The organism is Streptomyces sp. NPDC020299, from assembly GCF_044387825.1.
Lineage (GTDB): Bacteria > Actinomycetota > Actinomycetes > Streptomycetales > Streptomycetaceae > Streptomyces.
On the sequence record NZ_JBIRWL010000008.1, the window covers coordinates 285,005 to 298,635 of the forward strand.

The following is a 13,631-nucleotide window of genomic DNA, read 5'->3' on the forward strand; positions in this document are numbered from 1 at the left end:
TACGACTGCTGTCGTCGTCCAGGGTCGGGGGGAAACCGGACATCTTCTGTCGCCTTTCAGTGGCCGCGCTTGATCCAGTCCTCCAGGTGGGGCGCCTCGGCCCCGATGGTGGTCGGGTCGCCGTGGCCGGTGAGGACCCTGGTCTCCGGCGGGAGGGTGAGGAGGCGGTCGCGGATGGAGTCGATGATGGTCGGGAAGTGGGAGTAGGAGCGGCCGGTGGCGCCGGGGCCGCCCTGGAAGAGGGTGTCGCCGGTGAAGACGGCGCCCAGACCGGGGTCGTACAGGCAGACCGCGCCGGGCGCGTGGCCGGGCGTGTGCAGCACGGTGAGGTCGGCGCCGGCCGCCTCGATGACCTGCCCGTCGGCCAGGTGGGCGTCGGGGTCGCGGCCGGGGTGGGTGAGCTTCCACAGGGGCAGGTCGTCGGGGTGCAGCCAGATCGTGGCGCCGGTGCGGTCGGCGAGGGCGGGCGCGGCGTCGATGTGGTCGTTGTGGGCGTGGGTGCACACGATCGCCGTCAGCCGGCGGTCGCCGACGGCCTCGGCGATGGCGTCGGCGTCGTGGGCCGCGTCGATGACGACGACCTCGTGGTCGTCGCCGACGATCCACACGTTGTTGTCGACGTCCCAGGTGCCGCCGTCGAGGGTGAACTGCCCGGAGGTGACGAGGCGTTCGATGCGCGCGGGCATCACAGCACCACCACCGAGCGCAGCACGTCGCCGTGGTGCATCCGTTCGAACGCCTTCTCCACCTCGTCGAGCTGGATGGTCTCCGTGACGAACTTCTCCAGCGGCAGCCGTCCCTGGAGGTGCAGGTCGATCAGCATGGGGAAGTCACGGCTCGGCAGGCAGTCGCCGTACCAGGAGGACTTCAGGGCGCCGCCGCGGCCGAAGACGTCCAGCAGCGGCAGTTCGAGCTTCATCTCCGGGGTCGGCACACCGACGAGCACGACCGTGCCGGCCAGGTCGCGGGCGTAGAAGGCCTGCTTGTACGTCTCCGGGCGGCCGACCGCCTCGATGACCACGTCGGCACCGAAGCCGCCGGTCAGCTCGCGGATCGCCTCGATCGGGTCGGTCTGCCGGGAGTTGACCGTGTGGGTGGCGCCCAGTTCCCGGGCCGTGTCCAGCTTGCGGTCGTCGATGTCCACCGCGATGATCTTCGCCGCGCCGGCCAGGCCGGCCCCGGCGATCGCCGCGTCCCCGACGCCGCCGCACCCGATCACGGCGACCGAGTCGCCGCGGCCGACGTTCCCGGTGTTGATCGCGGCACCGATGCCGGCCATCACACCGCAGCCCAGCAGCCCGGCCACCTGCGGGGAGACCGACGGGTCGACCTTGGTGCACTGCCCGGCCGCGACCAGCGTCTTCTCCGCGAAGGCGCCGATGCCCAGGGCCGGGGACAGCTCGGTGCCGTCGGTCAGGGTCATCTTCTGCTTCGCGTTGTGGGTGTTGAAGCAGTACCAGGGCCGCCCGCGCAGACAGGCCCGGCACTGGCCGCACACGGCACGCCAGTTGAGGACCACGAAATCCCCCGGCGCCACATCGGTGACACCGTCGCCCACCGACTCCACCACGCCCGCCGCCTCGTGCCCGAGCAGGAAGGGGAAGTCGTCACTGATGCCGCCCTGCTTGTAGTGCAGGTCGGTATGACAGACGCCGCAGGCCTGGACCCGTACCACGGCTTCCCCGGGCCCCGGGTCCGGTACGACGATCGTCTCGATCCGCACGGGCTGGTCCTTGCCCGGTGCGATCACGCCGCGTACTTCCTGCGCCATGGTGCCGGCTCCTTCCGTCGATGCTCCTGCACTGCCGACCCTACGCGTGACTGATCAGTACCGCAGGGAGCGGCGCCGACCGGAGAAATGATTCTCCGCCGGGCTCACGGCCGACTTAGCCTGGAGCATCCACCCGCCCGGTGAGGACAGGGAGCCCTGTGAGCGACGCAGCGACGGACACGACCCAGCCGCCCGCGTGGCGGCTGCTCCTCGACTACGCAAGACCCCACCGCTGGGCCCTGTTGGCGGGCGCGGTGCTCTCGCTGGTGACCGGGGCGACGGGACTGCTGCTGCCGCTGGTGGCGCGGGGACTCATCGGCGACCTGTCGCACGACCGGTCGATCACCGGCCCGTTGCTGGGCATGGCGGGCCTGGTCGTCGCCAACGCGGTGGTGGGCGCGCTGGGTTCGTACGTGCTGCGGCGCACCGCCGAATCGGTGGTGCTGGGCGCGCGGCGCACCCTGTCGTCGTACCTGCTGCGGCTGCGGATCACCGCGGTGGACCGCAGCGAGCCGGGCGACCTGATGGCCCGGATCACCTCCGACACCACCCTGCTGCGCGAGGTCACCACCGACTCGCTGGTCGCGCTCGGCACCGGCGGGCTCACGCTCCTCGCCACGGCGGTGATGATGGGCCTGGTCGACCCCGTACTGCTCGCCGTGACGCTGGCGGTGGTGCTGGGCGCGGGCACGGTGCTCGGCGCGATCGTGCCGCGCATCAACCGGGCCAGCCGGCGGGCGCAGAACGCGGTGGGGGTGATGGGGGCGTCGCTGGAGCGGGTCCTCGGCGCGCTGCGCACGGTGAAGGCGTCGGGGGCGGAGCACCGCGAGGAGGCCACGCTGCACGCGGCGGCCGAGGAGTCGTGGCGGCAGAGTGTGCGGGCCGCCAAGTGGTCGGCCGCGGCAGGCAACACGGCCGGGCTGGCCATGCAGATCGCCTTCATCACGGTCCTCGCGGTCGGCGGGGCGCGGGTGGCGACCGGCTCGATCGACGTGGGCACGCTGGTGGCGTTCCTGCTGTACGTCTTCTACCTGATGTCGCCGATCCAGCAGGTCGTCGGCGCGGTCACCCAGTACCAGACGGGCGCGGGCGCGCTCGCCCGTATCCAGGAGGCACTGCTGCTGCCGGCCGAACCGGCGTCCGGGCCCGTTCCGTTGCCGTCCGCCGGGGCCGAACCGGCCTCGCTCGCCTTCACGGACGTACGCTTCCGGTACGCCGACGACCTGCCGTACGTGCACCACGGGGTCAGCTTCGAGATACCGGCGCGCGGCATGACGGCCTTCGTGGGGCCGTCCGGCGCGGGCAAGACCACCGTGTTCTCGCTGATCGAGCGGTTCTACGACCCCGGCTCCGGTGTCATCAGCCTCGACGGCCTCGACCTCGCGGCCTGGGAGCTGCCCCGGCTGCGGTCCGCCATCGGATATGTGGAGCAGGACGCGCCGGTGCTGTCGGGCTCGCTGCGGGACAACCTGCTGCTGGGCAATCCCGAGGCGGACGAGGACGCGGTGGCGCGGGTGGTGAGGACGACCCGGCTGGACGGGCTCGTCGCCCGGCTGCCGCAGGGCCTGGACACGCTGGTCGGGCACCGCGGGACCAAGCTGTCGGGCGGCGAGCGGCAGCGGGTGGCGATCGCCCGGGCGCTGCTGCGCCGCCCTCGGCTGCTGCTCCTGGACGAGGCGACCTCGCAGCTGGACGCGGTGAACGAGGCGGCCCTGAGGGACACGGTCGCCGACGTGGCGCGGTCCACGACCGTCCTGGTGGTCGCGCACCGGCTGTCCACGGTCACCATGGCCGACCGGATCGTGGTCATGGACGCGGGCCGGGTGCGCGCGCTGGGCACGCACAGGGAACTGGTGACATCCGATCCGTTGTACGCGGAACTCGCGGCGACACAGTTCCTGGCGACGGCCGGCTGACGCCGGGTGCGGAGCGCGCCCGCTGCGCTTGCCGAGGCCGCGGGGGCGGAGGAGTCTCGAAGGAGGGACCGGCGCGGCCCGCTCCGCCTCGGGTCGCGGGCCCTCGAAGGAGGTCACCATGGGCACCTCGACAGGCTCCGCCTTCGACACCGAAACCCTGCGCCGGGGCATAGAAGGCAACACCGGGAACAACCTTCTGTCGCTCTACACGGACGACGCGGAGATCCGCATCGTCGACCGCAACAGCCAGCCCAGTCATCCGAAGGTCCTGCACGGCCGGGGCCAGATAGCCGAGCTGCTCGACGACGTCTACAGCCGCGACATGACGCACAAGCTGGAACAGTGCATCATGCAGGGCGATCACGTCGCCTTCAGCGAGTCCTGCGAGTACGCGGACGGCACCCGTGTCCTCGCCGAGTCGATGATCACCCTGCGCGACGGGAAGATCGCCGCACAGATCATGATCCAGGCATGGGACGAATAGGCAGCAGAACCGCGCGGGTCCAGGTAAGCTCCCGGCTGACCTGGACCTTCTCGGCCCGGGCGGCCCTGGGGCAGGCGCGTCGCGCTCGGCCACGGCGGCCGGGACCGGTTTCCGCGGCAGGCCGGACCGTGTCCGCCGCTCTCCTCCGGTCGGTCCTGCGAGCACTGCGCTCCCACCCGCACCCACCGGGACGACGCCCGCTCCGGAGGCGGCGCGCCCTGCCCTGGTGAGACGCACCCGACACCCGGTAGCCGACAGCCGACAGCCGACAGCCGACAGCCGGGGGGCTGATCAGCGCATCCAGGCGCTGTACTCCATGACGTCCCCGGCCTTGAGGCCGTACTCGGGCTCGGACGCGGTGACCGTGAGTTCCAGGCCGAGGACGGTGCCGGTGGCCGGGTCCAGGATCAGCATGCGACGGCTGCCCTTGCCCTCGTAGACGTACGCCTGGCCGGGCCGGCCGAGCCGGTCCGTCACCCGGCCGGCCGGACGCAGGTGATCGGCGTCGGCCAGGAGCCGGACGAGCGCCGCGGACTCGCGGGCGCCGAGCGTCCAGTGGTCGAGCAAGTCCTGCACGGCGTCCAGGAGTTCGGGCGTGGTCAGGGAGTCGGCGCGCACGGTCTCCGTGAGGTAGGCACGCAGGCGGGCGACCTGGTGCGGGGGCCGTGCCTCGGGTGGGGCGTCGCTCCAGCTGGGCGGATACGTCTGCCTGCTGAGGACGTGGCCGTCCTCGACCAGGTGCGGCTCGTCGCCCTCGTCGCTGAGGACCGGGCGGCCGGGGTGCAGCGGGTCGGTGGCGACGACGAGTTCCGTGTGGCTGTCGTCCGCCCGCCAGCGGACCACTCGCTCCTCGGGCAGGGTGACGGGCGGCTTGTCGTCGCTCATGCCCATGGCCCACGTCTGCACGTGGGTGCCCTTGCGCAGGCCCGGGGAGCCGTCCGCCGCTGCCGCCGCGGCCAGTTCGGCCAGCTGCTTCAGCGGTAGGGGCCTGGAGCCGGCCTCGACCGCCAGCGGGCGGGGCGCGGCCACGGCGGGGGTGGGGCCGGGACCGGCGAGCAGCACGGTCAGGGCGGTCGCCACGACGACGGCGGTGGCCGCGAGGCCCCACGCGAGCCGGGCGGACGGGCGACGGCGGCCGGGGCGGGAGTCGTGCAGCAGCCGGTTCAGGTGCCGTTCGGCGTGGTGGTCCAGCGGGCCGTCGCCGAAGTGGGGGCCGTCGGCGGGCACCGGGTTGGCGCCGCGCAGGAGTTCGAGTTCGTCAGCCATGGCGGTGTTCCTTGGTGGGTGCCGCCGCGGCGGCGCAGGCGGGTTGCATACGGTCGATCTCGGCTCTCAGCCGGCGGCGGGCCCGGTGCAGGCGCATCGCCGCGGCGCGTCTGCCGCAGCCGAGGGCGACGGCGACCTCGTCGACGCCGAGCTCCTCCCACGCGGTCAGCCGCAGCACCTCCTGGTCCGCCGGGGAGAGCCGGGCCAGCGCGTCGTGCACCCAGGCGCCGGGGGCGTCGGCGTCGGGGCTGTCCACGACCTGCCTGCCGTGCGCGGTCTCGTCGTTGCCGAGCCGGTCCACCAGCCGGCGCCGGCGCCCGTAGCCGCGTACCGCGTTCGCCAGGCAGTTGCGTGCCACGCCGTACAGCCAGGGCAGGGGGGACGGCGGCAGGTCCGCCCGGCGCCGCCAGGCGACCGTGAACACCTCTGCCACCACTTCCTCCACCTCGCTGGTCCGCCCGTCCAGTCGCCGCGCGACATAGCGGCTGACCGCCCAGTAGTGCTCGCGATAGGCAGCGGCGAAGGTCTCGTCGTTGCTCATGTTCGGTTCGTGTCCGGCACCCGCTCGATCGTCACACCTGTTTTTCGTGATTCTCCTCGCGTCTGCCGGGTGTGACGCGGGAGGGGGTCGCGGACACAGGCGGGGCGTGAAGAGGATCAGAGACATCAGGGCCGTCCGGTGGCTGACGACCACGGACCACAAGACGATCGGCACGCTGTACCTCGTGACGGCGTTCGCTTTCTTCTGCGTCGGTGGCGTGCTGGCGCTGCTGATGCGTGCCGAGCTGGCCCGGCCGGGCCTGCAGTTCATGTCGAACGAGCAGTTCAACCAGGCGTTCACGATGCACGGCACGATCATGCTGCTGATGTTCGCGACGCCGCTGTTCGCCGGTTTCGCCAACTGGATCATGCCGCTGCAGATCGGCGCGCCCGACGTGGCGTTCCCGCGGCTGAACATGTTCGCCTACTGGCTGTACCTGTTCGGCTCGCTCATCGCCGTCGGCGGCTTCCTCACCCCCGAAGGCGCGGCCGACTTCGGCTGGTTCGCCTACGCCCCGCTGTCGGACGCGGTCCGCTCGCCGGGGGTCGGCGCCGACATGTGGATCACGGGTCTGGCCTTCTCCGGCTTCGGCACGATCCTCGGCTCGGTCAACTTCATCACCACGATCATCTGCATGCGCGCGCCGGGCATGACCATGTTCCGCATGCCGATCTTCACCTGGAACGTGCTGCTGACCGGTGTCCTGGTCCTGCTGGCCTTCCCGGTCCTGGCCGCCGCGCTGTTCGCCCTGGAGGCGGACCGGAAGTTCGGTGCCCACGTCTTCGACGCCGCCAACGGCGGATCACTGCTGTGGCAACACCTCTTCTGGTTCTTCGGCCATCCGGAGGTGTACATCATCGCGCTGCCGTTCTTCGGCATCGTCAGCGAGATCATCCCGGTGTTCTCACGGAAGCCGATGTTCGGCTACATGGGCCTGATCGCCGCGACCGTCTCGATCGCCGGTCTGTCCGTGACGGTGTGGGCGCACCACATGTACGTCACCGGTGGCGTGCTCCTGCCGTTCTTCTCCTTCATGACCTTCCTGATCGCGGTCCCGACCGGGGTGAAGTTCTTCAACTGGATCGGCACCATGTGGCACGGGAGCCTGTCCTTCGAGACGCCGATGCTGTGGGTCATGGGCTTCCTGGTCACGTTCGTCTTCGGAGGGCTCACCGGCGTCATGCTCGCCTCGCCGCCGCTCGACTTCGCGACCTCCGACTCGTACTTCGTGGTGGCCCACTTCCACTACGTGGTCTTCGGCACCGTCGTGTTCGCGATGTTCTCCGGCTTCCACTTCTGGTGGCCGAAGTTCACCGGCAGGATGCTGGACGAGCGCCTCGGCAAGATCACCTTCTGGACGCTGTTCGCCGGCTTCCACGGCACCTTCCTGGTCCAGCACTGGCTGGGCGTCAACGGTATGCAGCGCCGGATCCCCGACTACCTCGCGGTGGAGGGCCTGACGACGCTCAACACCGTCTCGACGGTCTTCTCCTTCCTGCTGGGCTCGTCCCTGCTGCCCTTCTTCTACAACGTGTGGAAGACCGCCAGGTACGGAGAGAAGATCGAGACCGACGACCCCTGGGGCTACGGCCGCTCCCTGGAGTGGGCGACCTCCTGCCCGCCGCCGCGCCACAACTTCGTCACCCTCCCCCGCATCCGCAGCGAGTCCCCGGCCTTCGACCTGCACCATGCCCCGGTCGCCGCCCCGGAAAGGGAGGTGACCTCCGCGTGAGCACCATGGACACCCGGGCGCTGATCAACGGCATCGAGGGCCATCTGCTCCTCGCCGCCGCCCGCGAGGAGGGCCGCAGGGCCGCCGCGGACCTCAGCGCCCCGCTCCTGTGGCTGACGGACGCTCAGCGTGCGGAGCTGGAGCGCCGGTTCGAGGCGGAGTACCTCGAACTCGCCCGCGCCTCCTGGCGACGCACCGCCGAGCGTGCCGGGGAGTTGCGGGACGAGTACGAGGAGACCTACCGCGGCCTGCGGCGCCGCCTGCTGGCCTGCTGGCTGCTGACGTGTGCCGCGGCCGCGGGTTTCGTGCTGCTGGTCCTCGTCTGACCGGTCGCTACGTCCGCGACCACTGCTGGTTGGTCTGGCCGTTGCAGGACCACAGGTCCAGGCCGCTGCCGTTGGCCGTGGCGTTGTCGTACACGTCCAGGCAGAGTCCCGCGTTGACGTTCGTGATCGTGCCGTCGCTGTTGACGTTCCACTGCTGGTTGGCCTGGCCGTTGCAGTCCCAGACGACGACCTTGGTGCCGTTGGTGGTGCCCTGGTTGTAGGCGTCCAGGCACTTGTTGCCGTACAGCACGAGTTCCTTGCGGGAGGTGTACGTCCAGGACTGGTTCTGGCCGCCGTTGCAGTCCCACAGTTCGGCCTGGGTGCCGTTGGTGAGGGTGTTGTCGTAGACGTCGAGGCAGCGTCCCGACTGCTTGCCGACGACCAGGGTGCCGTTCGTGCCGGGCAGCGGTCTGACCGTGATGGAGTCGAGCGCCGGGGCGCCCGAGAAGGTGAGCTTGTTGGACGAGCCCTTGGACAGGGCGACCGCGACGGAGATGGTGCCCGCGCTCGAACCGGTGGGCGGGAAGGAGACCGCGGTGCTGCCCTGGCCGTTGACCTGGAGGGTGGCCGTGCGGGCGGTGGAGGCGGTGTTGGTGTAGGAGACGTCGACGGTCTTCACGCCGGTGCTGCCCGCGACCACGCCGGTGAAGCTCGACGTGCCCGAGTACGTGCTGCTCGATGCCTCGGTGCCGCCGGTGACCGTGAGCATCACCGAGCCGCCCGCCGGGACGCCGGTGGTGTAGCTCGTGCCGTGACCGCCCTCGTCGGACCGGGCCCACAGGTCACGGACGGCCGCGGAGGCGTTGGTCAGGCCGAGGTCGGCCCAGCGCACGGTGATGTTCTTGGCCGCGGAGGTGCGGTTGAGGAGTACGACCGCGCGGTTGCCGCTGCCGGACAGCACCTTGCCGTACACCTGGAGCCCGGTGGTGTCCTCGGCGACCTTGACGCCCTGCAACCCGCGCGCGTCCTGGTCGACGGCGATGACCTCGGGGTTCTTCAGGATCGAGGCGGTCTCCGACGTCATCGTGGTGAGGTCGTTGCCGGCCAGCAGCGGTGCGCCGGAGATCGCCCACAGGTTCATGTGGGTGCGGTTCTGGGCGGCGGTGAAGCCGTCCATGCCGACCATCAGCATGTCCGGGTCATTGTAGTAGCCGGTGTGCTGGGCCGTGGGGTGCAGGGTCTGGTCGAAGTTGGACAGCAGGTTCGTCATCGACGGCTTGTTGCCGTAGTAGATGATGTCGGTGCTGGTCCGCCACATCGGGGCCTGGCCCGGCGCCCAGTTCCAGGGGTTCTGTTTGCCCCAGTTGCAGATCGAGAGGGTGAGCGGACGGCCGGTCGTCGACGCCGCCTTGGCGACCCCGTCGCTGAGGGACTGGTACGCCGTCCTCGCGTCGAGGCCCTCGGCGTCACCGCCGCACCAGTCGACCTTCACGAAGTCGAAGCCCCACTTCGAGAACTGGAGCATGTCCTGGTCGTAGTGGCCCTCGCTGCCCGTGTTCGCGGCGGCGGGACGGCCGGTCGGGTAGTAGTAGCCGCAGCCGTTCTTGCCCGCGTCGGTGTAGATGCCGGCCTTGAGTCCCTTGCTGTGGATGTAGTCGGCGATGGCGCTCATCCCGCCGGGCCACTCGGAGGTGTCGACGGTGATGTTGCCGTCGCCGTCACGGGTGCCCTGCCACCAGCCCTCGTCGATGTTGATGTACTTGTACCCGGCCGCCGGCAGTCCCGCGGCGACGAACGCGTCGACCTGCTTCTTGATGACGCTGTAGTCGATCTTGGCAGCGAAGCTGTTCCAGGAGGCCCACCCCATCGGAGCGGTGGGGACGGACATCTGACGGGCCGTCGCCGCCTGCGCCGTGCCCGGCTGGGCGAAGAGCAGCGCGGCGGCCGCGGTCAGGACCAGGGCGAGGACGCGTACGGCCGCGGCTCTGCAGCGTCGCACGAGGCCTGCGTGTGGGGATCGGGGTGGGGGGTACATGCGGCTCCTCCGGGGGGTTCACACTCTTCGGCCGCTCTTCAGCGTGCACGATATTTCGAACACGGATCGGCGATCCGAACGCGTCGCGGGCCGACCGTAGAGCCGCCTGAGGGGTAAGTCAACGGATGCGACAGGAGTGGCCGGGCGAGGGCCGAAGGCGTGAAGTCGACGCTCGCGCCGGGTCGTTCGTGCCGTCGCGGGTGCCGCGCCGCCATACTGGCCGTCGTGCGCGTAGCGATCATGACGGCGGGATCCCGGGGCGATGTGGCTCCGTACACCGGACTGGGGCACGGCCTGAGCCGTGCCGGGCATGAGGTCACCCTGGTCACTCACGCCTGCTTCGCGCCCCTGGTGGCGGGCTCCGGAGTGGGGTTCCGTCCGCTGCCCGTGGATCCGCGGGCGGAGCTGGAGTCCCCGCGGGGGCGTGGGCTGCACCGCAGTGCCAGCGGCGCGGGCAAGCTGGTGCGGGTGGTTGAGATGGCGCGGCGGCTGGTCGGCCGGCTGACCGACGACCTGGTGGCCGCGGCCCGGGCGAGCGATGTGCTGCTGCTGTCCGGCTCGCTGGGGCCGCTCGGGCACGCCATCGCCGAGGGGCTGCGGTTGCCGAGCATGGGCGTGTATCTGCAACCACTCGCCCCGACGCGGGAGTTCGCGCCGCCGGTGCTCGGCGGCGGCTCCTGGGGCGGGACCGGGAACCGGATCGCCGGGCACGGGGTGCTCTGGGCCGAGGGACGGATCTTCGCCGCCGCCGTCCCGGCCGTACGGGAACGGCTGGGGCTGCCCCGGGCGCGGGCCGCCGACGGGCGGCGAGCACGGGAGCGGCAGCGGTGGCCGGTGCACCACGGTTTCAGCCCGCTGGTGGTGGCCCGGCCCCGGGACTGGCGGACGGGACTCGGGGTCTGCGGCTACTGGTGGCCGTACGACGGCGACACCCGGCTCCCCGCCGAACTGCGGGACTTCCTGGACGCGGGGCCGCCGCCGGTCTTCGTCGGCCTGGGCAGCGCCACGGTGCCCGACGCCGGGCGGGTGAGCGAGCAGGTCGTGACGGCGCTGCGGCGGGCCGGCCTGCGCGGGGTCGTCCAGCGGGGCTGGGGCGGGCTCGCGGCCGACGGGGACGACATGCTGACCATCGGTGACGTCCCGCACTCCGCGCTGTTCCCGCGGATGGCCGCCGTGGTCCACCACGCGGGCGCGGGAACGACCGCCGCGGGGCTGCGGGCCGGGGTGCCGGCCGTGCCCGTCCCCGTCCAGTTCGACGAGGCCTTCTGGTCCGCCCGCCTGACCTCCCTCGGCGTGGCCCCCACGGCCGTACCCCTGCGCACCCTGACCACCGACGCCCTGACCACCGCCCTCACCCAGGCGACCCGCGACCCCGCCTACACCGAGCGGGCCCGGGCCCTCGGCACCCGCATCCGGGCGGAGGACGGGGTGACACCGGTGGCGGAGGCGGTGGACCGCCTGACGGGCTGACCGGTGGCCGGTGACCGGTGACCGGTGACCGGTGACCGGTGACCGGCTGAGGGTACGGACCGCCGCGCCGGCGTCCGGGCTCAGAGCCCCCGGTCCCAGCCCTCCGGCCGCAGGATCGCCAGGAGTTGCCGGGCCAGTTCGTCGACCACCTCGTCCAGGGTGGCGGCCACCCAGCCCGCGCTCCAGTCGTGGAGGAGGCCGTTGACACTGCCGATGAACGCGGTCGCGGCGAGGCGGTAGTCGCGGCGGGCGGCATGCCCGTGTTCGGCGGCCGCGGTGGCCTCGGCGCAGATCAGGTCGACCCAGCGGGCGCGGCGGGCGAGCCGCTGTTCCTCCAGGCGCGGGCTGACGCCGATGATCTCGACGAAGGTGATGCGGATGCGGCACGGATCGGAGGTGACGTCGCGGGCGTAGGCCCGGAACAGCACGGTGACCCGCTCGGCCAGCGGCAGCGTCTCCGCCTCGGCGAGCGCCGCGAGGACCGCCTGCTCGGCCCAGTCGTTGACCTTCAGGTGCAGCGCGGCGAGCACGTCCTCCAGGGTGCGGAACTCCTCGTAGAACTGACGGGTCGACAGTCCGGCCGCCTGGCTCAGCGCGGCGACGGTCGTGCCGCGGAAACCGGGGCTGTCGCCGAACAGTTGCAGCGCCGCGTCCAGGAAACGACGGCGCCGCTCGGCCTGCCGTTCCTCCGCCGACCTGCCGCCGTAGCGGCCCTTCGGTGCCCTGAGCCTGCCCGTCACGCTTCCCCCCTCTTTCATCCCCCGATGGTCAATCTTGTCGTGCACGCATCTTGTCGAGTAGACCGCCCCTTCCTTACCTTCCAGTAAGTAACTTTGAAAGCGCCTGTGTTCAGATTTCTCAGAGGAGAGAGCAGTCATGCCCGCCTTCAGATCCAGGCACCTCTGCGCGGCAGCAGCCGCCCTCGTCCTGACCGTCGCCGCCCCCGCCACGGCGGCATCCGCGGCCTCCGCCGCCTCGGACACCTCCGCCCTGCGCGAGGTGATGTTCGTGGGCAACAACTGGGACGGCACCGCCGATGTCATCAAGTCCTCCGGGGACTTCGCGAAGGTCGGACGGATCAACGTCATACCGGACAAGGAGGCCCGGATGGCGGAGATCAACGCCGATCCGATCAAGTGGATCTACTTCCAGGCGATCCGCAACAGCGTCGGCGAGGGCCACGACCAGTTCGCGGACGACATGTACTCCACGCCCGACGGCAGATCGGTGGTGGTCTCCCGCCCGAGCTTCGCCGACGTGGTCTCGATCGACCTGGCCACCGGGAAGATCAACTGGCGTTTCCCCGTCGCCGGTTACCGTGCCGACCACATGGCCGTCTCCCCCGACGGCACCCGGGTCGCGGTCTCCGCCTCCACCGCCAACAAGGTGCACGTCCTGGACATCAACACCGGCAAGCAGCTCGGCTCGTTCGCCACCGGCGACAAGCCGCACGAGAACATCTTCACCAAGGACGGCAAGTACATCTGGAACATGTCCATCGGGGACGTCAACACCTCCCTCGACGACCCGTCCGCGGACTGGACCAAGGGCGACCGCCACATCACGGTGGTGGACGCGACGACGTACAAGCAGGTCAAGGTCATCGACATGCGGAGCCGGCTGGACGCCTTCGGGCTGAAGGACTTCTCCGACGCCGTCCGCCCGGCGGTCTTCTCCCCCGACGAGTCGAAGTTCTACTTCCAGGTGTCGTTCTTCAACGGCTTCCTGGAGTACGACGTCGCCTCCGACAAGATCACCCGGATGAAGACCCTGCCGAAGAACCCGGCGACCAGCGAGGACCGCACCACCTGGGTCAACGACTCACGCCACCACGGCATTTCGATGAACCCCTCGGGCACCAAGCTGTGCGTGGCGGGCACGATGGACGACTACGCGACCGTCGTCGACCGCTCGACCCTCCAGGAGGGGCCGCTGGTCACCGCCTCCAAGCCGTACTGGGCCACGGTCAGCGGCGACGGCAAGGACTGCATCATCTCCGAGAGCGGCGCCGACCAGGTCACGGCCATCGACTTCGCCACCGGCCAGAAGGTGACGTCCGTGGCGGTGGGCGACCATCCGCAGCGCGTCCGGCTGGGGCATGTGCAGGCCGACTGGACGGGCCCGTCGGGCAGTTGACGTCCCCGCTCGGC

At 71.0% G+C, this 13,631-nt stretch carries 12 protein-coding genes; 6 read left to right on the forward strand and 6 right to left on the reverse strand.

The genetic code is table 11. The features are described from left to right. Positions 1–56 precede the first annotated feature (56 nt). Both ACH45E_RS22315 and ACH45E_RS22320 read right to left on the reverse strand, forming a co-directional pair. Positions 57–686 (reverse strand): MBL fold metallo-hydrolase, encoded by a 630-nt coding sequence (locus ACH45E_RS22315; protein ID WP_361445675.1) that lies wholly within the window; start codon positions 684–686, stop codon positions 57–59. Further along, positions 686–1,771, reverse strand: a complete 1,086-nt coding sequence (locus ACH45E_RS22320; protein ID WP_361445678.1) for an S-(hydroxymethyl)mycothiol dehydrogenase — start codon at positions 1,769–1,771, stop codon at positions 686–688. The genes ACH45E_RS22315 and ACH45E_RS22320 overlap by 1 nt, the downstream gene beginning before the upstream one ends. 158 nt (positions 1,772–1,929) lie before the next feature. Here ACH45E_RS22320 and ACH45E_RS22325 point away from each other — a divergent pair, with 158 nt between their 5' ends. Beyond that, positions 1,930–3,687, forward strand: a complete 1,758-nt coding sequence (locus ACH45E_RS22325; protein WP_361445681.1) for an ABC transporter ATP-binding protein — start codon at positions 1,930–1,932, stop codon at positions 3,685–3,687. Positions 3,688–3,805: 118 nt separating this feature from the next. Continuing rightward, positions 3,806–4,171, forward strand: a complete 366-nt coding sequence (locus ACH45E_RS22330; protein WP_361445684.1) for a nuclear transport factor 2 family protein — start codon at positions 3,806–3,808, stop codon at positions 4,169–4,171. Positions 4,172–4,462: 291 nt separating this feature from the next. On the opposite strand, the gene ACH45E_RS22335 is transcribed toward ACH45E_RS22330, so the two are convergent. Together ACH45E_RS22335 and ACH45E_RS22340 are read right to left on the reverse strand one after the other, a co-directional pair. After that, positions 4,463–5,437 (reverse strand): CU044_5270 family protein, encoded by a 975-nt coding sequence (locus ACH45E_RS22335; RefSeq protein ID WP_361445687.1) that lies wholly within the window; start codon positions 5,435–5,437, stop codon positions 4,463–4,465. After that, entirely contained in the window at positions 5,430–5,978 is a 549-nt protein-coding gene (locus tag ACH45E_RS22340; protein ID WP_361445690.1) for a sigma-70 family RNA polymerase sigma factor, read from the reverse strand. The genes ACH45E_RS22335 and ACH45E_RS22340 overlap by 8 nt, the downstream gene beginning before the upstream one ends. A 106-nt stretch (positions 5,979–6,084) precedes the next feature. Here ACH45E_RS22340 and ctaD point away from each other — a divergent pair, with 106 nt between their 5' ends. Together ctaD and ACH45E_RS22350 are read left to right on the forward strand one after the other, a co-directional pair. Then, positions 6,085–7,710 carry a cytochrome c oxidase subunit I gene (ctaD, locus tag ACH45E_RS22345; protein ID WP_361445693.1) on the forward strand — a complete coding sequence of 542 codons (1,626 nt, stop codon included), beginning with the start codon at positions 6,085–6,087 and terminating at the stop codon, positions 7,708–7,710. Between the two features lie 5 nt (positions 7,711–7,715). Further along, positions 7,716–8,036, forward strand: a complete 321-nt coding sequence (locus ACH45E_RS22350; protein ID WP_361445865.1) for a hypothetical protein — start codon at positions 7,716–7,718, stop codon at positions 8,034–8,036. Between the two features lie 7 nt (positions 8,037–8,043). Here the strand turns inward: ACH45E_RS22350 and ACH45E_RS22355 are convergent, their stop codons facing one another. Further along, complete coding sequence (locus tag ACH45E_RS22355) at positions 8,044–10,011, reverse strand: ricin-type beta-trefoil lectin domain protein (protein WP_361445696.1); 1,968 nt, start codon at positions 10,009–10,011, stop codon at positions 8,044–8,046. Between the two features lie 240 nt (positions 10,012–10,251). Here ACH45E_RS22355 and ACH45E_RS22360 point away from each other — a divergent pair, with 240 nt between their 5' ends. After that, on the forward strand, positions 10,252–11,481 hold the full coding sequence (locus ACH45E_RS22360; RefSeq protein ID WP_361445868.1) for a glycosyltransferase: 1,230 nt from the start codon (positions 10,252–10,254) through the stop codon (positions 11,479–11,481). 80 nt (positions 11,482–11,561) lie between these two features. On the opposite strand, the gene ACH45E_RS22365 is transcribed toward ACH45E_RS22360, so the two are convergent. Continuing rightward, positions 11,562–12,221, reverse strand: a complete 660-nt coding sequence (locus tag ACH45E_RS22365) for a TetR/AcrR family transcriptional regulator (RefSeq protein WP_361445871.1) — start codon at positions 12,219–12,221, stop codon at positions 11,562–11,564. 136 nt (positions 12,222–12,357) lie between these two features. Between ACH45E_RS22365 and ACH45E_RS22370 the strand changes: the two genes are divergently transcribed. Beyond that, a complete protein-coding gene (locus ACH45E_RS22370; protein ID WP_361445699.1) occupies positions 12,358–13,617 on the forward strand; it encodes a YncE family protein in 1,260 nt (419 codons plus the stop codon). The last annotated feature ends 14 nt before the right edge of the window (positions 13,618–13,631 follow it).